The sequence below is a fragment of the Nocardia sp. NPDC050435 genome, assembly GCF_040655395.1.
In the GTDB taxonomy this organism is placed as follows: domain Bacteria; phylum Actinomycetota; class Actinomycetes; order Mycobacteriales; family Mycobacteriaceae; genus Nocardia.
Window position 1 is genome coordinate 191,761 of sequence record NZ_JBFAJW010000002.1, and the last position, 19,997, is coordinate 211,757.

Genomic DNA, 19,997 nt, shown 5'->3' on the forward strand with positions numbered 1-19,997 from the left:
ACGTGCAACTCCTCTGTTAGACATATGTCTAAGACATTCGCTTCACAGCAGAGGACACACATGAACGCCGACCGCTCCACCCAGCCCCGCATCCTCGTCTCCGGCGGCGGCATCGGCGGCAATGCCGTTGCGCTGCAACTGCTCCGGTCCGGCATCCGGGCCACCGTGGTCGAGCGCGCGGCCACTCCCCGCCCCGGCGGCCAGTCGGTCGACCTGCGCGGCGCCAGCGGTGAGGTCGCGCGGCGGCTGGGCCTGATGCCCGGCATCCGCCGGCACCAGATGGACGAGCGCGGCATGATCTACGTCGACGCCGACGGCGGGGAGATCCTGCGCATGGACATGGAGGCCTTCGACGGCAAGGGCGCCGTGGCCGAAATCGAGATCACCCGCGGCGATCTGAACCAGGTGCTGCTGGACGAGCTGGCCGCCGCGGGCGGCGCCGACTACCGCTACGGCGAGTGGATCACCGCGATCGAGCAGGACGCGGACGGCGTGGACGTCACCTTCGCCTCCGGCGCAACCGAGCGCTTCGACCTGGTGATCGGCGCCGACGGCCTGCACTCGGCCACCCGCCGCCTGGTCTTCGGCCCCGAGGAGAACTTCAGCACCTACCTCGGCGGGTACATGTCCTTCTTCACCATGCCGACCCCGGCGAGCCTGGAACCGAACTGGTTCTCCATGCACTCGATCGTCGGCGGCGCCAATGTGGGCCTGCGCCCCGATGTCGATCCCCGCACCTGCAAGGCCATCATCACCGTTCGCTCCGACGCCGATCCGGCGCTGCGCCGCGACGTGACGGCGCAGCGGCGGCTGATCCGCGAACGGCTGGCGGCCGGCGGCTGGGAGTCGCAGACCGTCCTGGCCGCACTGGATCAGGCCGAGGATTTCTACTTCGACGAACTGGCTCGCATCGATGTGCCGAGCTGGTCCGAGGGCCGCGTGGTGCTGCTCGGGGACTCCGCCTTCTGCGGTTCGCCGCTGGCCGGGCAGGGCACGGCGATGGCGATCACCGGCGGCTACCTGCTGGGCGGTGAAATCGCGGCGCACGCCGACGATCTCGGGCGGGCGCTGGCCCGCTACGAGGAACTGATGCGGCCGTTCGTCGCGAAGTCGCGCGATCTGCCCCCGGGCGGCATCAAGGCGATGGCCCCGATGAGCCGCTTCGGCATCCGGGCCGGTCAGACCATGACCAAACTGATGCTCTCGAAGGTGATGCGGCCCTTGATGATCAAGATGCTGAGCTCCACCGAGGACTACACCCTGCCCGAATACGCCACCCGCTGAACGTCGAACCGCTGGGCGGGCCGGTCACCCCTCGTGACCGGCCCGCCCAATACCCTTGGGTGGGATCGTCGGCGGCCCCCGAATGGTTACCTTCGGCAGTGGCGCGACGCCGGTCAGCTCCCGGAAGAGCCACTGAGTGCTACCCGTAAAACCGACCGGGCCGGTCACCCCTCGTGGACCGGCCCGGCTGGCTTTACCTCCGCGACTCGGCCTGCCACCCCTCGTAGACAGGCCGTGTCCCGGATCCCCACCCCCCGTTGGTGGCTTGTCTCCGGCGTTGAGACAACTTTGCAATCACCCTCTTAGCGGGGTCTTAAGAAGAGCTTGTACGAGCAAAATTGCAGGTAGAGGACGAATCGCCCACGCACCGCCCCCGCATGGCGGATGATGGAAATCGCTGCACCGACGAGGATTGGGGATTCGATGGAAACCGTGGTGGTCTGGGTGCTGGCCTGCCTGCTGTATTGGTGGGGCCTGCTGTAGCTCCGCGGAATCCGCGCCGGGCGCCGCCCATATCTACTACACTCGGTCGTAGATTTCCGGCGCTCGCACGATTGGATTCGACATGACCCGCCCCACCGCGGCCCGTATCGACCTCGGCTCCCGGGCCACCGAGTTACGCTGGGCCACCGCGATATTCGCGGTCGCGCTGCTCGTCCACGGCGCCGATCACCTGCGCCGCGGCATGGACACCATCTCCTCGACCGTGATGGTGCTCGGCACCGTCCAGTTCGTCGCGGCGGCGCTCACCATCGCGCTGGTGCTGCGCGGCCACCGCTGGGCGCCCACCGCCGCCGTCCTCATCGGATTCGTCAGTGCGGCGGGCTTCATCCTGGTGCACCTGTTCCCGGACTGGTTCGGCCCGTTCAGCGACAGCTTCATCAACCCGCCCGCGAGCGCGAAGGTGACCGGTTTCTCCTGGTTCGCGGCCCTGTTCGAGATCGTGGCCGACATCGCCCTCGGCATCGCGGGGCTGCGTGCGGGGCGATCCCCCAACTAATTCCATCCCGGCTCGAAGACCGCTGCGCGCGTGCTACTTTCGCGGCATCGACGGCGGCATGACAGCAGGGGGCAGGCAATGGCGGAATCGGTCCCGGTCCGGGTGGGCGACACCGAGTTCTGGGTGGAGATCGCCGACGGCGAAGCCGGCCCCCAGGTCGTCAGCGGGGTCGGCGCGGCCTTCTCCTTCGACACCGTGCGCGGCACCATCGAGGCGATCGCCGGCCAGCTGGCCCAGGCCTGGGACAAAACCAAGCCGCACGAGGCCACGGTCGAGCTGGGCCTGGCCCTGACCACCAAGACCGGCAAGCTCAGCGCGCTGCTGGTGGAGGGCGGCGGCAGCGCCACCATCAATGTCAAACTCACCTGGAAACGCGACTGACGCTGCCGGGCCGGATGTTTCAGCGCTTCGACTCGCTCGCACTGCGCGGATACATCCTGCGCGTGCAGGATTCGGACGGCGCGGTACTCGGCACGGCCTTCCGGGTCACCGCCGAGCTGGCCTTGACCTGCGCCCACGTCGTCGGCGACCGGGACGCGGTCGTCCTGGTGCCCGCCGACGCCCTGACCGAACCCGGCACCCCGGCCGCGGTGCTGGTGCGCTCCGAGCTGGGACGACCGGGCCAGGCGCCGTGGCCATTTCCCGATCTCGCGGTCCTGCACCTCACCGGCGCGCGGCCCGGCCCCTGCCTCCCGGTGCTCGGCAAGCATCCGGCGGGGTCGCAGCCCTGCCACGCCTACGGCTTCCCGCCGCGCCAGCGCGAGCTCCCCACCGGCTCGCCACGCAGCTTCGACTTCGAGGGCAGCGACGGCGACGGCTATCTGCTCCTCAAGGCCGGGCAGGCGGCCCCGGGACTGTCCGGCGCGCCGCTGATCTGCCCGGTGCGACGGGCCGTGGTCGGCATCGTCGCCGTGTCGCGCAACGTCGCCACCGATCTCGGCGGCTGGGCCACCCCGATCGCGGCACTGACCAGCGTGGACCCCGAGACGGGGATCGACCTGTCCGAGCTCGTGCAGTCACCGGACACCGCCACCTGGCTGGACCGCGTGCTGGCCACCCCGAACACCGACACCCGCCTGGCGCTGGTCGGCGGCAAGATCGCCATCGACAACGCCGAAGCCGCCGCCCGCGACCGCACCGCCTGGCAGCGCGTGCTGCCCGCGGACGAGGCCGCGCACCTCCTGCTGGACCGGCCCTGGGGCCGGTTCACCCGGCTGCCCAAATCCAACCCCTCGGATCTGCTGCTCGCCGATTCGCTGGTCGTGCCCTACCTGTTCCGCGACAGCTATCTCGATCAGATGCAGGAGTGGTGCGAGAAGCCCGCCGCCATGGCGGTGGGCATCGTCGGCGGGCGGGGTGGTTCGGGCAAGACCCGCTTCGCCATCGAATTGTGCCGGCGGATGGCCGATTTCGACTGGATCGTGGGCTTCTGGGTGAGCGCCGCGGTGACCTCGGCGCTGGGCGCGGTGGCCGCCCCGCGCCTGGTGGTGGCCGACTACTCCGAAGACATCGATGTCGCCGCCCTGCGTGATCTGCTCGCCGACCTCCAGGCCGGCGCGACCACGATGACGCCGGTGCGGCTGCTGCTGCTCACCCGCACCCGGGCCCGGGGCGCGGTCGATCCGCTGGACAACGTGCGTCGCAAGGCCGCCCAGAGTCTGCGCACCGTCATCGATACGCCGTTCGACACCTCGGCCGCCGCGCTGCGCTTGGAGGTCTGGGAGCGCGAGGAGCTCTATACCGTTGCCCGGCAACGGTTCGCCGCGGCCTGGCAGCCGGAGGCGCGCGGCCCCGCCGGCCGCGACCGCTGGGCGGTGGCGAACCTGCCCGATCTCGCCGGCGAACGCTACGCGACCGCGCTGGACGTGCTCTTCGAAGCGTTCGACGCGGCGCTGACCGGGACCGTCGACGCCGCACCGGTCACCCGCCCGCCGGTGCAGCGCGTCCTCGACCACGAGATCCGCTTCTGGCAGCGCTCGGCCCCCGGCCTCACCGAGGCGCAGATCCGCCTGGCCGTCGCCCTGGCCACCTTCGCCGGCGCCGACGATCGCGCCCAGGCGGATCGGCTGCTGCGCATGGTGCACGGCGACGACGCCGCCGAGTCCACCCGGCAGGCCACCGCCGACTGGCTCGCCGGCCTCTACCACGGCACCGGGTATCTGAACCCGCTGCGCCCGGACCGGCTGGGCGAGGCGCTGATCGGCGAGGTACTGCGCGAACAGGACGACGGCGGCTTCCGGCTGCTGGAGACGCTGGTCGAGGTCACCTCCGAGCATCAGCTCACGCGCGTCTTCGAGGTCCTGGCCCGGATGGTCGCCACCGACGCCTATGTCCGGGAACTGGCCACCGAGACCGTGGTCCGGCACCACGCGGCCCTGCTCCGGCGTGCCACCGGGCCCGGGGACGCCGAGCATCCGGGCGCCGGATCCACACCCATCGCGATCAGCCTGGCCGGGCTGATCAGCAAACCGCTCGGCGACGAGCTCGCGGCCACCGAACTCGCCGACAACCGGCACCGGCGCGATCTGTCCGCGTCGTTCAACCGGCTCGGCGAACTGGCCCGCGGCACCGGGCAGCTGGCCGAGGCCGAGCGCCTGTTCCGGCTGGCCACCGACACCGCCGAGGAACTGGCCGCCGCCGAGCCCGAGAACAGCGAATTCCGGGTCGATCTCAGCTTCTGCTACGACCGGCTCGGCGAATTGGCGCTCGGGCAGGGCCGGGTGAGCGAGGCCAGGCAGCGCTACCGCGCGGCCCGCGACATCCGGCTCGATCTGCGCGCCGTCGAGCCCGAAAGCTATTGGTATCGAGGGGATCTGGCCGCCTCGCACGTCCGGCTGGGTGATCTGGCGCGGTTCGAGGGCAAGCTCGCCGACGCGCGGCGGCTGTACTGGTCGGCTCTGGACGAGGCCGAATACGTGATCGGCTTCGACGACCGCAACCCGACCCATCGGGACCGGCTCGGGACGATCCGCCGGCGGCTGGGGATCGTGCTGCGCGACGCGGGCCGGTGGGAGGACGCCGAGCGCTTCCTGCGTCAGTCCCTCGACGAGTACACCAGCCTGGCCCGGGAGAACGCGCACCTGTCGGGGTATCGCGGCAGCGAAGCGCTCGCCCACCTCGAACTCGGCCTGCTGTTCCGCACCCTGGGGCTCCCCGGCCCCGCCGATCGGCACTTCACGGCGGCGCTGGGCGTGTTCGGCGAGCTGGTCGCCGCCGAGCCCGACAATTTCGACTATCGCCACGGAAAAGCCTGGAGCGCCGTGGCACTGGGGCGGCTGGCCGGCGACGCGGGACTGCTCGGCGCGGCCGCCGACCGGTTCCGCGAGGCCCGCGACACCGCCGAGGACCTGGTCGCCAAGCAGCCGTCCGTGGTGCGCTGGCAGGTGCTGCTGGGCACCGCGCTGCGCCAGCTCGGCACGACGGCGGCGCACGCGGGGCGCCGGATCACCGCGCAGCGCCGGTATCAGCGCGCGCTGGGCATCTATCAGGAGCTCGCGAGCAGGCACCCGCACGCCGTCGAGTACCGCGGCAGCGTCGCCGAGTGCTACGCCGGGCTGGCCCGGGTCGCACGGGACGACGGCAACCACGCCGAGGCGATGCGGCTGTGGCGGGAAACGCTCGAGATCAAGGAGGAACTGCGGGCCAGCGATCCGGGCAACCGGCGCTACAACCAGGACGTGGGCGAATGCTATGCGGGCCTGGCCCGGCTGCACCACGACGCGGGCGAGTTCCTGGCCGCCGAGCGCTGCGCCCAGCGCGCGCTCGACATCCGCGAGCGCGTCCTGGACACCAGCCGTCAGAACACCCGCTACCGCCGGGATCTCGCGGAGTCGCTGACCCAGCTGGGCGATGCCGTGCTCGAGCGCCGGAAACCGGGGCAGGCCCGCGCGTGCTATCTGGCGGCGATGCGGATCCGCAAAGAGCTGGTGGGACTGGAGCCGGAGAACCGTGGTCTGCGTTTCGAACTGAGCCAGTCCTACGCCGCCCTGGCCCGGTTCGACCAGCAGCGCTTCGACAATGTCTTCTACCCCCTACAGCGCGCGGTCGACATGCTGTCCGATCTCTGCGCGGAATCCGCGCACGTCGACTGGATCGAGACCTTCGCCGAGGTCCAGATCCTCTGCGCCACACTGCTGGAGCCGGGCTACGACCCGGCCGCCGAGATCACCGAGCTGCTGGAGCCGTTGCGCGCCGACGGACGGCTCACCGTCCGGGGGCGCCGGCTACTCGACGATCCGCGCGCGCGGCGGTGAGCCGGGGCGGTGCGCACCGCCCCGGCCCGGCCGGGTCAGCGGGCGTCGCGCACGCCCACCTCGATGCGCTTGCCGAGATCGGCGTCGACGTTCTTCCAGTACTGGAAGACCCGGGACAGAATCGGCTCCTGCACACCGCCGAGAATGTGCCCGACGACGTTGGCGACCAGGCGATCCCGCTCGCCGTCGTCGAGGACCTCACGCACCAGCGTGCCGGCCTGGGCGAAGTCGTTGTCCTCGGGATGCTGGATGTAGCCGGCGCGCAGCATGGTCGGGTCGAAGTCCCAGGCGCCGCCGTCGGGCGCCTGCCCGGGCTGGGCGTGCGGGCCGCCGAAGGAGTTCGGCGCGTACACCGGGACGCTCGCGTCGTTGTAGCCGAAGCGCATGGCGCCCTCCTTGGAGTAGGAGTTCACCTCCGCGGCACGGGCCTGGTTCGGCGGCAGCTCATGGTGGTTGACGCCGATCCGGTAGCGGTGCGCGTCGGCGTAGGCGAAGACGCGGCCCAGCAGCATCTTGTCCGGCGAGAAGCCGATGCCCGGAACGAGATTCGACGGGGCGAAGGCGGCCTGCTCGATGTCGACGTGGAAGTTGCCGGGGTTGCGGTTCAGCGTCCAGCGGCCGACCTCGATGAGCGGGTAGTCCTTCTGTGACCACACCTTGGTCAGGTCGAACGGGTTGAAGCGGTAGGACTCCGCCTCGGCCACCGGCATGACCTGCACCTTGAGCGTCCAGCTCGGGAAATCGCCGCGCTCGATCGCCTCGTAGAGGTCCTTGCGGTGGTGATCGGGGCTGGTGCCGGCCAGGGTGTCGGCCTCGGCCTGGGTCAGGTACTCGATGCCCTGATCGGTCTTGAAGTGGTACTTCACCCAGAAGCGCTCGCCCTCGGCGTTGATCCACTGGTAGGTGTGCGAGCCGAAGCCGTCCATGTGGCGGTAGGTCTTCGGGATGCCGCGGTCGCCCATGAGCCAGGTCACCTGGTGCGCGGTCTCCGGGCGCAGGGTCCAGAAATCCCACTGCATGGTGTGATCGCGAAGTCCGCTGCCGGGCAGGCGCTTCTGCGAGTGGATGAAGTCGGGGAACTTGATCGGGTCCTTGATGAAGAACACCGGGGTGTTGTTGCCGACGATGTCGTAGTTGCCGTCCTCGGTGTAGAACTTCACCGCGAAACCGCGCGGGTCGCGCCAGGTGTCGGGGCTGCCCTGCTCACCGGCGACGGTGGAGAAGCGGACCAGCGACTCGCTGCGCGCGCCCGGCTGGAACAGCTTGGCCTTGGTGTAGCGGCTGACATCGTTGGTGACGACCAGTTCGCCGTAGGCGCCGGAGCCCTTGGCGTGCACGACCCGCTCCGGCACCCGCTCCCGGTTGAAGTGGGCGAGCTTCTCGATCAGGTAGTGATCGTGCAGCAGGATCGGGCCCTGCGTGCCCGCGGTGAGCGACTCGTCGTCGCTGACCACCGGGGTGCCGGTGTTGGTGGTGGTCGGCTTGATCATGCGAAGGACTCCTCGGCTGTTCGACATTTCGGGCATGCACCCCAGAACACGACCTCGGCTTCGTCGACGACGAAACCGTGGGCGTCGGCCGGGGTGAGGCAGGGGGCTGATCCCACCGCACAGTCGACATCGACGACCGTGCCGCAGGTGCGGCACACCAGGTGATGGTGGTTGTCACCGGTGCGGGTCTCGTAGAGCGCCGACGAACCGGCCGGCTCGATGCGCCGCAGGATCCCCGCGCTCACGCAGGCCCGCAGCACGTCGTACACGGCCTGCGTGGAGACCGATCCGAGGGCCTCGCGCACGGTGACGGCCACCGTCTCGGCATCCGAATGCGGCCGGTCCGCGACCGCGCGCAGGACCGCGAGCCGCGGCGCCGTGACCCGGAGGCCGGCGTGCCGCAACCACTCGCGTGGGTCGGTGCCGGTGGTGTGCATGCACCCCATCGTGGCCGCTTATCTGGAATTAGTCAAGAAATAGAACACCTACATTCAATTGCGGGCGTTCGGGCGCTAGCGGCCGCGCCGCGCCTTCAGGTAGCGGGCCAGGTCGTCGTAGGTGCCGTCGCCGTTGGCGAATTCGACCACATTGCGGGCGGATTCGAACCAGGCGGCGGCGCTGGGGCGGACGTCGGCGAGGGCGGCGTCGAGATCGGGCATGGCGACCGGGCGGACCTCGCCGGTGCGCAGGGCGTCGGCCATGGCGAGCTGGGTGGCCGAGGTGCAGACGTGCGCCAGATCGGCGCCGGAGAAACCCTCGGTACGGCGCACGAGAGCACCGACATCGATGCCCGCCACCGGGCGGTCGCGCAGATGGACGTGCAGGATCGCGGCGCGCGCGGCGGCGTCGGGCAGGCCGACCATGATCATGCGGTCGAACCGGCCGGGACGGCGCAGGGCGACGTCCACGTCCCACGGATGGTTGGTGGCGCCGAGCACGTACACGCCCTCGTTGCCGGCGGTGGCCGAATCCAGTTCCGTGAGCAGCTGATTCACCACCGTGCGCATGGTCGAGGAGCCCGACATCTGGCTGCGCTTGTGCCCCAGGGCGTCGAGTTCGTCCAGGAACAGCACGCACGGCGCGTTGCGGCGGGCCACCTCGAAGACGCTGTGCAGGTTGCGTTCGCTGGCGCCGGTGTAGATGTCGAGGATGTCGGCGATCTCGATGGGATAGAAGTTCGCGCCCAGCTCCCCCGCCACGGCCGCGGCGAGGAACGTCTTGCCGCAGCCGGGCGGGCCGTAGAGCAGCAGGCCGCCCCGGGCCGAGGTGCCGAAAGCCTTGGCCAGGGCGGGATTCCGGAGTGGCCCGAGCAGCGCCAGGTCGAGCTGGCGCTTGACCTCGTCCATGCCGCCGACGTCGGCGAGGGTGACCGCGGATCGCTCGATGGTGCCCGCGTCCCGGTCGGTCGTGAACTCCGCGGGCCCGGCGTCCAGGAACGCGGGGGCGATGATGTCGCCGACCTGCTCCTCGGCGGCCGCCCAGAAGTCGTACTCGTCCAGCTCCCGCGGCGTCGCCGGGCCGGACGCCAGTGCGATGGTGCACTGCTGCAGCAGGCCCAGGACCTGCGCGTTGCCCGGGTCGCGCCGCAGCGCGGTGCCGCACTGGGCCAGGGCTTCGGTGAACAGCCCGCGCTCGAGCTGCAATTCGATCACCCGCACCCGCAGGGCGAGCACGTCGGGGCTGCGGTCCAGCGCCGCGAGCATTTCGTTCAGCACCGGGTCGTCGCTAGGCCGGGGCATGGCGCCTCTCCTTCACAGCTCGGATGATCCAGCGCAGGATTTGCAGGGCGAGCGCACCGAAGACGACCAGCGGCACGGCGATCCCGATCGGGTCGGCCGACCCGGTGACGACGGCGAGCAGCACGAGCAGATACGCCACGACCAGCAGCGCCACCCGTGCCATCGAGACCACGTCCGCGCGCAGCGCCGCCCGGATGTGCGGCCACTGCCGGCGCGGCAGCGACCGCAGCCCCAGCAGCACGGCGGCGGGCACCGCCACCAGCCCGGCCACCCCGAGCGCCCGGCCCGGAGCGGTCAGAATGTCCAGCGTGCGCGACCCGGCGGTCTCCGGTGCGGCGCCGACCAGCAGCACCGCGCCCACCACCACGAACATCAGCAGGTGCAGGCGCACCAGCGCGCGGTGCAGCACCAGCCCGACATTGCGTCGGACCAGCGGGCCCATCACGGTCGGGTCCAGTTCGCCGACCCGCAGCAGTCCGTCGGCGGCGGCGCCCAGCCGGCCCGCGCGCAGGCGCACGATGGCCAGGTCGTGGGCGGCGGCGCGGTGCTCGGGATCGAGCTCGAGGGCGCGGCCGAAGGCGGCGGCGGCCCGCGCGGAGGTGCGCGCGCCCGCCTTGCTCTGCTGCAGCAGGATCGATCCGCGCAACCAGTGCAGGTTGGCGTTGTCCGGCGTGAGCCGCAGGGCGCGCTCCACGGCGGGCAGCGCGACCTCCGGATCGGCGCGGGTGACGGTGGCGAGCACGCGATAGTTGGCCGCGGAGTCCGGGCCGAGCTCGACCGCGCGGCGGGCCGCTGCTGTGGCGGCGTCGGCGTCGCCGAGACCGCTGCGGGCCAGGGCGCGGGCGCGCAGGCCGAATTCGGAGTCGGGTTTCGCGCGCAGGGCCGCGTCGGCGGCGGCCGCGGCGTCGTCGTAGTCGCCGAGCGAGAGGCAGGCGTCGGCGAGGTAGGCGGCGGCGGTGGCGTTGTCCGGATCGCTGGCCAGCTCCTCGGCGAACAGCGCGCGGGCATCCCGGTAGCGGCCGAGCTGCTGCAGGTGGACGGCGCGCCCGAGGCGCGTGCCGACCGCCGAACCCTCGCTCATCAGACCACCCCGTCTCGGTTGCCGGTCTGGCGATCCTAAATTTTCAGACCGATCGGTACGAGACGTGCGGTGTTTCCGATACCGAATCGTTTCCCCTGGTCACACGCGGTGAGGCGGGCCACATCCGGCCGCTGGAATAGCTCCGGCCCGGCCTCGGTTGTAGCTGTTTGCCGACGTCCGGACAGCCCCGGGCCGCACCCCATTCGTCGCTACGAGCGACCACCCGCCGAGAGGCGCTTGTGGGACGTCGGCGCCGGCGCCGCCAGATTTTCTGGCGGCGTTCGTCATATCCGAGCCCGGCCGGGTCGCGCCCGCGACGTTCGTCACCGAGGATTCCGGTGTGACTGCGGACCGCGACGCACTGAGCCGCCGGCTCGGCCTCGGCGACTCGGTCGTGATCGGGCTCGGCTCGATGATCGGCGCCGGGATCTTCGCGGCCCTGGCCCCCGCCGCGACCGCGGCCGGATCCTGGCTGCTGCTCGCCCTCGGCATCGCGGCCCTGCTGGCCTACTGCAACGCCATCTCCTCGGCGCGGCTCGCGGCGCTGTACCCGGTCTCCGGCGGCACCTACGTGTACGGGCGGGAACGGCTCGGACCGTTCTGGGGCTACCTGGCCGGGTGGGGGTTCATCGCGGGGAAGACCGCCTCGTGCGCGGCGATGGCGCTGACGATCGGCGGCTACGCCTGGCCCGAGCACGCGCGCGCGGTGGCCGTGGCCGCGGTGCTGGCGATCACCGCCCTCGACTACACCGGCGTGCGGAAGTCGGCGCTGGCCACGCGGGTCATCGTCGCGGCGGTCCTGGTGGTGCTGGCCGTGGTCGTCGGAGTGGGCCTGCTCGGAAACCACTCGGCGGCAACCGTTCTGCCCGGCCGGACGGGGCCGCTGGGCGTCCTGGAGGCCGCGGGCCTGCTGTTCTTCGCGTTCGCCGGGTACGCGCGCATCGCCACCCTCGGCGAAGAGGTGCGCGACCCCCGGCGCACCATTCCGCGCGCCATCGTGATCGCCCTCGGCCTCGCCTTGGCGGTGTACGCGCTGGTGGCGGTGGCGGCCCTGACCGCGCTCGGCTCGGCGGGCTTGGCGCACGGGGCGGATCCGCTCGCCCGGGTCGTCTCCGCCGCGGGCGCACCGGAACTGACGCCGCTGATCCGCGTCGGCGCTGTGCTGGCGGCGGCCGGCTCGCTGCTCGCCCTGCTGCTCGGGGTCTCGCGCATCGTGCTCGCCATGGCGCGCGATCGGTGGCTGCCGCGCGGATTGGCGGCCGTGCACCCGCGCTTCGGTGTCCCGCATCGGGCCGGGCTCGCGGTCGGCGCGGTGGTCGCGGCGCTGGCCGCGAGCTTCGATCTGCGTGCGGCCATCGGCTTCTCGTCGTTCACGGTGCTTGCCTACTACCTGATCGCGAACGTGGCCGCCGCGACGCTGCGCGCGTCCGAGGGCCGGCCGCCGCGCTGGGTGCCGGTGGTGGGAGCGGCCGGCTGCCTGATCGTCGGCTTCTGCCTGCCGCCGCACTCGGTGCTCGCCGGGCTCGCGGTCCTCGCGCTCGGCGCGGCCTGGTTCCGCTTCCGCCACAAGCACGCCGGGACGACTGGATAATCCGGCGCGGAACGCACCGCAGCCGTTAGCCTCGATTCTCATGGGGCGCATCGGTGGGATTCTGGCTGGGTTCGCGGCGGTAACGCTGGTGTCGGGCAGTCTATTCACGCCCGCGGCACAGGCGGCGCCCGACGAGAGACAGTGCTCGGTGACCTCCGCGCGCGAGCTGGAACGCGCCAGACCCGAGCAGGTCGGAATGGATTCGGCCGCCATTCAGGACGCGCTGGATTTCGCGGCGGGGAGAAATCGTTTCAATGTGCAGATCTTCCGGCACAACTGCCTGATCGGCACGGGGGCCACGAACGACCAGAGCGGTAATGCCGCCTGGAATATCTGGAGTTCCACCAAGAGCGTCGTCTCGATGCTCGCCGGAATTGCCTGGGATCAGGGGAAACTCGATATCTACGCGCCGATCGGCGCCTATCTGCCCGACGGCCTCGGCGATGAGCTGCGGCGGTCGATCACCGTGGAGAATCTGCTCACCGAGACCTCCGGGATGCGGACCGGCGTCTTCACCGAGGGCATCACCGGAGTGATCCCGGTCGACCCGAACAGCGCCGTCCAGGCGCTCGGCGTACCGCTGGACAACCCGCCCGGGGCGGCGTTCAGCTACAGCCAGCGCAATGTCGATCTGCTCTCCTATGTCATCGAATCCGCCGTCGGCGAGCCGCTCCAGGACTTCGCCCAGCGCGAACTGTTCGGACCGCTCGGTATTCAGCGCGGCGATTACTACTGGGCCCGCGACCGCGCCGGGCACACCTACGGCTACGCACACCTGATGCTGCCGCCGAACGATTTCGCGAAAATCGGGCTGCTGGTGCACAACGCGGGCCGGTGGGGCGATCAGCGGATCCTGTCGGAGGAATACCTGCGGAAGGCGATCACGCCGTCGCCGGCCAATCCCTGCTACGGCTACCTGTTCTGGATCGGGGCGGGTTGCGCGGAAATTCCCGACTTCCTGCCCGCGGACGCCTACGGCATGTCCGGATTGGGTTTGCAGAACGCCTTCTTCATTCCCAGTCTGGATCTCACGGTCGTGTGGACCGGCGTGTTCGGCAATGTCACCCGATACGGACTGCAGGGCATCCTGCAGAACTTCGAGGAACTGCCGCACGAGTTCTTCCGCAAACTCATGGCGGCCTTTCCCGGCCACACCGACCCCGGCCCCTACGTCGAGCCGCCGATCCGGATCGACCCGAGCCGCTACTTCGACACCGACATCCTGATCGCCGTCTTCGGCCTCGGCCCCTCGGCCTATCCGGGCTGCACGGTCTTCGCCTGCCTGAACTATCCGCTGGCGCCGCCGTTCGCCGATACGCCGCCGGGGTGCGCGGTGCTGGTCTGCCTCGGCACCGACCCACGCACACCGGGAATCCGCTGAATCAGACCCCGAAGAACGGTATTTCGCCCGGCTTCGCGCCGTGCGCGACGAAATGCTCCGCGGTGACGACGACGAACAGCGCCGCTCCCTCGGCGATCAGTCCGTCGTCGTCCTCGAGCCGGGCGTGGATGTGCAGTTTGCGTTCGCCCTCGCGCCGCGCCAGGATCGCCGACACCGTCATCGGCCGATGCAGCGGTGCGGGCCGGACGTAGTTCACCTCGAGCTTCGCGGTGACGGCGGGCACGCACATTGTGCTCGGCACGGTGCCCGCCGCCTCGTCCAGCACCGTGGCCACCACCCCGCCGTGCGCCAAACCCGGTGCGCCCTGGTGTCTTTCGTCGAGGGTGAACCGGCCGACGACCCGATCCCCCGCGCGCTCCAGCGTAACGCCGACGGCCGCGGGGTTGGTCGGCCCGCAGCCGAAACAGCCCGCGACGTGCGGCGGCAACGGGCCGTCCGGCATCGGGCTGTGCAGCGGCAGTGGCTCGGGCGGCAGACCGGTCATGGTGGACAGGTTAGCGGGCACCCGACCTCAGTTGCGACGGACCGCCGCGTTGCCGCTCCACCAGAAGCGATCGGTGAACAGCGGACCCGCCGCGTTCAGCGAGCGCTCGAGTTCACCGCGGGCTTGGTCGTAGGCCTTCCGATCCCGCTCTTCTTGCTCCAGATCTTGAACCATGCCTCCATGATTCGATGCCGCCGCCCGTCCCGTCCACTGATTTTCCGGCCCGCGAACGCCGCACGGGCCGCCCGGAAAACCGGGCGGCCCGTGCGGAGGATGCGGCTCAACGCTGGCTGAGCAGGACCTCGGCGATCTGAATCGTGTTCAGCGCGGCGCCCTTACGCAGGTTGTCGCCCGAGACGAACAGGGCCAGGCCGCGGCCGTCGGGGACGCCCGGATCCTGCCGGATGCGGCCGACCAGCGACTCGTCGATGCCGGCGGCCTGCAGCGGCGTGGGCACGTCGACCAGCTTCACGCCGGGGGCGGCGGCGAGGATCTCCTGCGCGCGCGCCACCGACAGCGGATCGGCGAACTCGGCGTTGATCGAGAGCGAGTGGCCGGTGAGCACCGGGACGCGCACACAGGTGCCGCTGACCAGCAGCTCGGGCAGGCCGAGAATCTTGCGGCTCTCGTTGCGCAGCTTCTGATCCTCGTCCGTCTCGCCGGAATCGTCGTCGACCAGCGCGCCCGCGAGCGGGATCACGTCGAAGGCGATCGGCGCGACGTACTTGTTCGGCGCCGGGAAGGCGACCGCGCTGCCGTCGTGCACCAGCTTCTCGGCGTCGCCGACGACGGCGCGCACCTGCGAGACCAGTTCCTCGACACCGGCCAGGCCGCTGCCGGAGACCGCCTGGTAGCTGGAGACGATCAGGCGCCGCAGGCCCGCCGCCTCGTGCAGCGGCTTGAGCACCGGCATGGCGGCCATCGTGGTGCAGTTCGGGTTGGCGATGATGCCCTTGACCAGGTTGCGGGTGGCCTCCGGGTTGACCTCGGAAACGACCAGCGGCACATCGGGATCCTTGCGCCAGGCCGAGGAGTTGTCGATGACCGTCACCCCGGCCGCGGCGAACCGCGGCGCCTGCACGCGGGACATGGTGGCGCCCGCGGAGAACAGGGCGATGTCCAGGCCGGACGGATCGGCCGTCTCGGTGTCCTCGACGACGATCTCCTGGCCGCGGAACGGCAGCTTCTTGCCGGCCGAACGCGCCGAGGCGAAGAAACGCACCTCGTCGGCCGGGAAGTCGCGCTCCTCCAGCAGTTTGCGCATGACCGCGCCGACCTGACCGGTCGCGCCGACGACGCCTACTCGAATTCCCATGCTCATCGCCCCGTTCCGGCGTGTACGACGGCGACCTCGTCGCCGCCCAGATCGAAGGCCTTGTGCAGCACCTGCACGGCCTCGTCCAGTTCGGTGTCCTTGACCAGGACCGAGATGCGGATCTCGGAGGTGGAGATGAGATCGATATTGATGCCGGCCGCGGCCAGCGCCTCACAGAACTTGGCGGTGACGCCGGGATGGCTCTTCATGCCCGCGCCGACCAGCGACACCTTGCCGATGTGGTCGTCGAAGATGATCTGCGAGAAACCGATCTCGTCCTGCTGCTTGGTGAGCTTCTCCACCGCGCGGGTCAGATCGGACTTGGGCAGGGTGAAGGTGATGTCGGTCTTGCCCGTCTCGACCTTGGAGATATTCTGCAGCACCATGTCGATGTTGATCTCGGAATCGGCGACGGCACGGAACACCTTGGCGGCGTAGCCCGGGACGTCCGGCAGTCCGACCACGGTCACCTTGGCCTCGCTGCGGTCGTGCGCGACGCCGGTGAGGATTGCTTGCTCCAAGGGGATGTCCTCCATCGATCCGTAAACGTAGGTGCCCTGCTTGTCGGTGTAGGACGAGCGCACATGCACGGGCACGTTGTAGCGGCGCGCGTACTCGACGCAGCGCAGCATCAAGACTTTCGAGCCGCAGGCCGCCATCTCCAGCATCTCCTCGTAGGAGACCTGTTCCAGGCGCTGGGCATCGGAGACGATGCGCGGGTCGGCGGTGAAGACGCCGTCGACGTCGGTGTAGATCTCGCAGACGTCGGCTTCCAGCGCCGCGGCCAGCGCGACGGCGGTGGTGTCGGAACCGCCGCGGCCGAGCGTGGTGACGTCCTTGGTGTCCTGGCTGACGCCCTGGAAGCCGGCGACGAGCACGATGGTGCCCTCGTTCAGCGCTTCCCGCAGGCGGCCGGGGGTGACGTCGATGATCTTCGCGTTGCCGTGCGCACCGGTGGTGATGACACCGGCCTGCGAACCGGTGAACGACCGGGCCTCCGCGCCGAGCGAGTGAATCGCCATGGCGACAAGCGCATTGGAGATGCGTTCACCGGAGGTGAGCAGCATGTCCATCTCGCGCTGCGGCGGCGTGACCGCCACCTGCTGGGCCAGGTCGAGCAGTTCGTCGGTGGTGTCGCCCATCGCCGAGCAGACGACCACCACGTCGTGGCCCTGCTTCTTCGTCTCTACGATCCGTTCAGCGACGCGCCGGATGCGCTCGGCGGTCGCTACCGAGGATCCTCCGTACTTCTGAACCACGAGAGCCACGAGAAGGTCCTCCAAGATCGACTAACAGCTGGTAACAGCCACTAAGAGTACCGGGATAGGTGCGCGGGTTTTCCCGCTACCTCCCGCAGCTGTGGAAATCCGCACATTCACACATAGTCTCGGCACGGCTGGGCAACGTGCCCGGATTCGCAGCGTAGGACGGGAATGATGGGGCCCATGAAGAGCACACTCCTCACGCTGCGGACCGGCGAAAAAGAAGTGGTGCAAGACATCACACCGCAGTGCGCGGCGTTCACGCGCGAAGCCGGCGGGGACGGCCTGCTGCACGTTTTCGTACCGCACGCGACCGCCGGGATCGCGATCATCGAACTCGGCGCGGGCAGCGACGACGACCTGCTCGCGGCCCTGCGCGACCTGCTGCCCGCCGACGACCGGTGGCGGCACGCGCACGGCACGCGCGGGCACGGCCGCTCGCACGTCATGCCCGCGCTGATCCCGCCCTACGCCACGGTGCCGGTGCTCGACGGCGAGCCGGCGCTGGGCACCTGGCAATCGATCGCCTTCGTCGACCTCAATGTCGACAACCCCGACCGCCGGGTGCGCCTGTCGTTCCTGCCGGGCTAGCGGTGGAACCAGCTGACCTGGGTGCCGTTGGCGAAATTCGCGCGCCGGTCCAAGGTGAACTGGGTCGGAGTGAACCGCCCGGTGAGCGCGCGGGTGCCCTCGCCCGCGATGACCGGGTAGCTCTTGATCACCAGCTCGTCGATCTCGTCGATGAGCTGGGCGGCGAGGTTGCCGCCGCCGGCGAGCCAGATGCCCTTGCCGTCCTCTTTCTTCAGGCGGCGCACCAGCTCGAGCGGGTCGCTCTCGACGAGTTCGACGCCGGGGGCGTCGATGCCGCCGAGGGTCGTGGACACCACGTACTGGGTGCGCAGGTGCGGGTACGGGCTGGCGATGCCGACGGCCAGGCCCGGCTCGTAGGTGCCCCGGCCCATCACCATGGTGTCGAAGTGCGCGGGCGCGGTGCCCGGCTCGACGCCGAAGTGCGGCCACACGTGGGCGGGCAGCGTTTCCGGATAGTTCGCCGCGAGCCAGGCCCAGAAGTCCGCGCCGCCGTCCATGAACGAGATGTCGTGGTCCGGGCCGGCGATGTAGCCGTCGAGGGTGGCGCCGACGAAGTAGGTGAGCTTTCGCATGAATGGTCCTGCTTTCTGCGGTGGAGAGGGAACGAAGGTATTCGGGTCAGGCGCGGGCGAACCAGGTGACCCGGGCGCCGTTGCCGAAGTCGCGGCGCCGGGTCGGGGTGAACAGCGTCGGATCGAAATCCCCGGCGAAGACGGGAATGCCGCGACCGGCGACCACCGGGTAGCTCTTGATGATCAGCTCGTCGATCTCGCCGAGGAGCTGCCCGGCGAGCCGGCCGCCGCCGCAGAGATAGAGGTCGCGGCCGTCCGCTTTCTTGAGCCGCTGGACCAGGCCGACCGGATCCCCCGCGATCACCTCGACCTTCGGGTCGTCGATGCGCAGCGTGCGGGACAGCACGTACTGCTTCATATGGCCGTACGGGCTGGTGACGCCCACCGCGAGGGCGGGCTCCCAGGTGCCGCGCCCGGCGATGACGGTGTCGAAGCGCCGGTTCGGTTCATCCACAGCCATCCCCACGTGGGGGCGCAGGTGCGCGGGCACGAACTCCGGATACTCGGCGTTGAGCTCGGCCATCTGCTCGGCGTCGTGGGGATAGAAATCGAATTCGCCGTTCGGGCCGGCGATGTAGCCGTCGAGCGACACCGCGATGTAGTACACGAGCTTTCGCATGCTCAAACCGCCTCAACTGTTGTACTCTGCCTGAAGTGATGTGAAATGTAGTACTACGGATGGAGTGGTGTCAAGTGCGGACCAACCCGGAACGACGCAATGCCCTGGTCGACGCGGCCATCGAGGTCCTGGCCAGCGACGGAGCACGCGGCCTGACCTTTCGCGCGGTGGACAAGGCCGCCGCGGTCCCGGCGGGAACGGCCTCCAATTACTTCGCCAATCGCGACGATCTGCTCACCCAGGCGGGCGCTCGCTTCTACGAGCGGCTGCAGCCGAGCGCGGAGGCCATGGCCCAGGTGACGATCGGGCCGCGGACGCGGGAGCACATCGTCGTCCTGATGCGCGAGGTGGTCAGCCGGATCGAAGCGTTCCCCACCGGCTACCTGGCCCTGCTGGAACTGCGGCTGGAGGCCACCCGGCGGCCCGAACTGCGCAAGGTGCTCACCGAGCGGGTGCGCGCCGACCTCGATTTCAACGTGCGCACGCACCTGGATTCGGGCCTGCCCGGCGACGAGGAATCGGTCGTGCTGCTCTATCTGACGCTGAACTGGCTGATCCTCGATCGGCTGACGCTGCCCGAGATCTTCACCGAGGAACAGGGCCAGGCCCTGATCGAGGAGGCGGTGCACCGGCTCATCGGCCGCGGGTAGCCGCCGAATTGCGGCGCCCCGAGAAGAGACTGCTTGGTTGACGTTCGGAGCACGCCTGTGCACAATCGGCCCAGTTGGTAAGTGGGGGGTGGAGGTTTGGCATGCGCACGAAAATAGATATTCACTTCACCGTCGACGCCACTCCGGCGCATGTGTTCGAAGCCTTGGCAAACACCGACATGCTGCCCGAATGGTCCGCCTACCAGGACGCGCGCGTGGCCGGCCGGGACGGGAGCAACCGCCCGACCAAGATCTACGTCACCGCCGACGTGCACGGCAGCTCCGACCTGCAGGTCCTGGAATGGGAATGGACCGCGGACCGCGTCACCTGGCAGATCATCGACAGCTCGCGCGGCATCCGCGGCGGCGGCTGGTTCGAGGTCACCGAGGCCGACGACGAGACCCAGGTCTGGTATCACTCCGAGCTGCAGACCAAGATCCCGCTGCCCGGGTTGCTGATGAAGCGGACCCAACAACGCTGGCACGAAACCATCGTCGAGAACTTCATCGAGTTCGCCGAGAGCGTGCCCGAGAACGACGGCTACGGGGCCTATCTGGACCCGGCCTACACCGAGCAGCTCTGACCCGATGACGCCGTAAGCGAAATCGCCCCGGCCGCAACAGCTCCGGGCCGCACGGCGTGCGCCGGGGTGCGACGATGGAC

The 19,997-nt window shown here is 70.0% G+C and carries 19 protein-coding genes; 9 read left to right on the forward strand and 10 right to left on the reverse strand.

Translation table 11 applies throughout. The features are described from left to right. Positions 1-60 precede the first annotated feature (60 nt). The 4 genes from AB0I43_RS05270 to AB0I43_RS05285 all read left to right on the forward strand — a co-directional run bounded on the left by AB0I43_RS05270 (position 61) and on the right by AB0I43_RS05285 (position 6,537). A complete protein-coding gene (locus AB0I43_RS05270; RefSeq protein WP_356971477.1) occupies positions 61-1,284 on the forward strand; it encodes an FAD-dependent monooxygenase in 1,224 nt (407 codons plus the stop codon). Between the two features lie 565 nt (positions 1,285-1,849). Then, positions 1,850-2,284, forward strand: coding sequence for a hypothetical protein (locus tag AB0I43_RS05275; RefSeq protein ID WP_356971479.1), 435 nt, complete (start codon positions 1,850-1,852; stop codon positions 2,282-2,284). Positions 2,285-2,362: 78 nt separating this feature from the next. Further along, the gene (locus AB0I43_RS05280) at positions 2,363-2,665 is read left to right on the forward strand and encodes a CU044_2847 family protein (protein ID WP_356971481.1); all 303 of its coding nucleotides are present in this window, start codon (positions 2,363-2,365) and stop codon (positions 2,663-2,665) included. A gap of 14 nt (positions 2,666-2,679) precedes the next feature. After that, positions 2,680-6,537, forward strand: coding sequence for a tetratricopeptide repeat protein (locus AB0I43_RS05285; RefSeq protein WP_356971483.1), 3,858 nt, complete (start codon positions 2,680-2,682; stop codon positions 6,535-6,537). Between the two features lie 35 nt (positions 6,538-6,572). Here the strand turns inward: AB0I43_RS05285 and AB0I43_RS05290 are convergent, their stop codons facing one another. The 4 genes from AB0I43_RS05290 to AB0I43_RS05305 form a co-directional block, all read right to left on the reverse strand. After that, entirely contained in the window at positions 6,573-8,027 is a 1,455-nt protein-coding gene (locus AB0I43_RS05290; RefSeq protein WP_356971485.1) for a catalase, read from the reverse strand. Next, positions 8,024-8,464, reverse strand: coding sequence for a Fur family transcriptional regulator (locus AB0I43_RS05295; protein WP_356971487.1), 441 nt, complete (start codon positions 8,462-8,464; stop codon positions 8,024-8,026). The genes AB0I43_RS05290 and AB0I43_RS05295 overlap by 4 nt, the downstream gene beginning before the upstream one ends. 75 nt (positions 8,465-8,539) lie before the next feature. Beyond that, positions 8,540-9,766, reverse strand: a complete 1,227-nt coding sequence (locus AB0I43_RS05300) for an ATP-binding protein (RefSeq protein WP_356971489.1) — start codon at positions 9,764-9,766, stop codon at positions 8,540-8,542. Then, on the reverse strand, positions 9,753-10,847 hold the full coding sequence (locus tag AB0I43_RS05305; RefSeq protein WP_356971491.1) for a tetratricopeptide repeat protein: 1,095 nt from the start codon (positions 10,845-10,847) through the stop codon (positions 9,753-9,755). The genes AB0I43_RS05300 and AB0I43_RS05305 overlap by 14 nt, the downstream gene beginning before the upstream one ends. A gap of 340 nt (positions 10,848-11,187) precedes the next feature. Here AB0I43_RS05305 and AB0I43_RS05310 point away from each other — a divergent pair, with 340 nt between their 5' ends. Both AB0I43_RS05310 and AB0I43_RS05315 read left to right on the forward strand, forming a co-directional pair. Then, positions 11,188-12,438 carry an APC family permease gene (locus tag AB0I43_RS05310; protein WP_356971493.1) on the forward strand — a complete coding sequence of 417 codons (1,251 nt, stop codon included), beginning with the start codon at positions 11,188-11,190 and terminating at the stop codon, positions 12,436-12,438. A 40-nt stretch (positions 12,439-12,478) separates the two neighbouring features. Then, a complete protein-coding gene (locus AB0I43_RS05315; protein ID WP_356971495.1) occupies positions 12,479-13,819 on the forward strand; it encodes a serine hydrolase in 1,341 nt (446 codons plus the stop codon). A gap of 1 nt (position 13,820) precedes the next feature. On the opposite strand, the gene AB0I43_RS05320 is transcribed toward AB0I43_RS05315, so the two are convergent. From AB0I43_RS05320 to AB0I43_RS05335, 4 genes are all read right to left on the reverse strand, one after another. Further along, positions 13,821-14,324, reverse strand: a complete 504-nt coding sequence (locus AB0I43_RS05320) for a PaaI family thioesterase (protein WP_356971497.1) — start codon at positions 14,322-14,324, stop codon at positions 13,821-13,823. Positions 14,325-14,351: 27 nt separating this feature from the next. Then, on the reverse strand, positions 14,352-14,498 hold the full coding sequence (locus tag AB0I43_RS05325) for a hypothetical protein (RefSeq protein WP_356971499.1): 147 nt from the start codon (positions 14,496-14,498) through the stop codon (positions 14,352-14,354). 106 nt (positions 14,499-14,604) lie between these two features. Beyond that, on the reverse strand, positions 14,605-15,639 hold the full coding sequence (locus tag AB0I43_RS05330) for an aspartate-semialdehyde dehydrogenase (protein WP_356971500.1): 1,035 nt from the start codon (positions 15,637-15,639) through the stop codon (positions 14,605-14,607). A 2-nt stretch (positions 15,640-15,641) separates the two neighbouring features. Further along, positions 15,642-16,907: an aspartate kinase gene (locus AB0I43_RS05335; RefSeq protein WP_356971502.1), complete on the reverse strand. Its 1,266-nt coding sequence runs from the start codon at positions 16,905-16,907 to the stop codon at positions 15,642-15,644. A 177-nt stretch (positions 16,908-17,084) separates the two neighbouring features. Here AB0I43_RS05335 and AB0I43_RS05340 point away from each other — a divergent pair, with 177 nt between their 5' ends. Next, the gene (locus AB0I43_RS05340) at positions 17,085-17,492 is read left to right on the forward strand and encodes a YjbQ family protein (protein ID WP_356971503.1); all 408 of its coding nucleotides are present in this window, start codon (positions 17,085-17,087) and stop codon (positions 17,490-17,492) included. On the opposite strand, the gene AB0I43_RS05345 is transcribed toward AB0I43_RS05340, so the two are convergent. Together AB0I43_RS05345 and AB0I43_RS05350 are read right to left on the reverse strand one after the other, a co-directional pair. Further along, entirely contained in the window at positions 17,489-18,064 is a 576-nt protein-coding gene (locus AB0I43_RS05345; protein WP_356971504.1) for a dihydrofolate reductase family protein, read from the reverse strand. The two genes, AB0I43_RS05340 and AB0I43_RS05345, sit on opposite strands and share 4 nt — an antisense overlap. Positions 18,065-18,110: 46 nt before the next feature. Continuing rightward, complete coding sequence (locus tag AB0I43_RS05350) at positions 18,111-18,683, reverse strand: dihydrofolate reductase family protein (protein WP_356971506.1); 573 nt, start codon at positions 18,681-18,683, stop codon at positions 18,111-18,113. A gap of 59 nt (positions 18,684-18,742) precedes the next feature. Here AB0I43_RS05350 and AB0I43_RS05355 point away from each other — a divergent pair, with 59 nt between their 5' ends. Further along, positions 18,743-19,333, forward strand: a complete 591-nt coding sequence (locus AB0I43_RS05355) for a TetR family transcriptional regulator (RefSeq protein ID WP_356971507.1) — start codon at positions 18,743-18,745, stop codon at positions 19,331-19,333. 101 nt (positions 19,334-19,434) lie between these two features. After that, the gene (locus tag AB0I43_RS05360) at positions 19,435-19,917 is read left to right on the forward strand and encodes an SRPBCC family protein (protein ID WP_356971509.1); all 483 of its coding nucleotides are present in this window, start codon (positions 19,435-19,437) and stop codon (positions 19,915-19,917) included. Positions 19,918-19,997 lie beyond the last annotated feature (80 nt).

Bases quoted from the DNA above. Each gene is read 5' to 3' on its own strand.
- AB0I43_RS05270 (WP_356971477.1), top strand. From the start codon at position 61: ATGAACGCCGACCGCTCCACCCAGCCCCGCATCCTCGTCTCCGGCGGC.
- AB0I43_RS05275 (WP_356971479.1), top strand. From the start codon at position 1,850: ATGACCCGCCCCACCGCGGCCCGTATCGACCTCGGCTCCCGGGCCACC.
- AB0I43_RS05280 (WP_356971481.1), top strand. From the start codon at position 2,363: ATGGCGGAATCGGTCCCGGTCCGGGTGGGCGACACCGAGTTCTGGGTG.
- AB0I43_RS05285 (WP_356971483.1), top strand. From the start codon at position 2,680: ATGTTTCAGCGCTTCGACTCGCTCGCACTGCGCGGATACATCCTGCGC.
- AB0I43_RS05290 (WP_356971485.1), bottom strand. From the start codon at position 8,027: ATGATCAAGCCGACCACCACCAACACCGGCACCCCGGTGGTCAGCGAC.
- AB0I43_RS05295 (WP_356971487.1), bottom strand. From the start codon at position 8,464: ATGCACACCACCGGCACCGACCCACGCGAGTGGTTGCGGCACGCCGGC.
- AB0I43_RS05300 (WP_356971489.1), bottom strand. From the start codon at position 9,766: ATGCCCCGGCCTAGCGACGACCCGGTGCTGAACGAAATGCTCGCGGCG.
- AB0I43_RS05305 (WP_356971491.1), bottom strand. From the start codon at position 10,847: ATGAGCGAGGGTTCGGCGGTCGGCACGCGCCTCGGGCGCGCCGTCCAC.
- AB0I43_RS05315 (WP_356971495.1), top strand. From the start codon at position 12,479: ATGGGGCGCATCGGTGGGATTCTGGCTGGGTTCGCGGCGGTAACGCTG.
- AB0I43_RS05320 (WP_356971497.1), bottom strand. From the start codon at position 14,324: ATGACCGGTCTGCCGCCCGAGCCACTGCCGCTGCACAGCCCGATGCCG.
- AB0I43_RS05325 (WP_356971499.1), bottom strand. From the start codon at position 14,498: ATGGTTCAAGATCTGGAGCAAGAAGAGCGGGATCGGAAGGCCTACGAC.
- AB0I43_RS05330 (WP_356971500.1), bottom strand. From the start codon at position 15,639: ATGGGAATTCGAGTAGGCGTCGTCGGCGCGACCGGTCAGGTCGGCGCG.
- AB0I43_RS05340 (WP_356971503.1), top strand. From the start codon at position 17,085: ATGAAGAGCACACTCCTCACGCTGCGGACCGGCGAAAAAGAAGTGGTG.
- AB0I43_RS05345 (WP_356971504.1), bottom strand. From the start codon at position 18,064: ATGCGAAAGCTCACCTACTTCGTCGGCGCCACCCTCGACGGCTACATC.
- AB0I43_RS05350 (WP_356971506.1), bottom strand. From the start codon at position 18,683: ATGCGAAAGCTCGTGTACTACATCGCGGTGTCGCTCGACGGCTACATC.
- AB0I43_RS05355 (WP_356971507.1), top strand. From the start codon at position 18,743: ATGGAGTGGTGTCAAGTGCGGACCAACCCGGAACGACGCAATGCCCTG.
- AB0I43_RS05360 (WP_356971509.1), top strand. From the start codon at position 19,435: ATGCGCACGAAAATAGATATTCACTTCACCGTCGACGCCACTCCGGCG.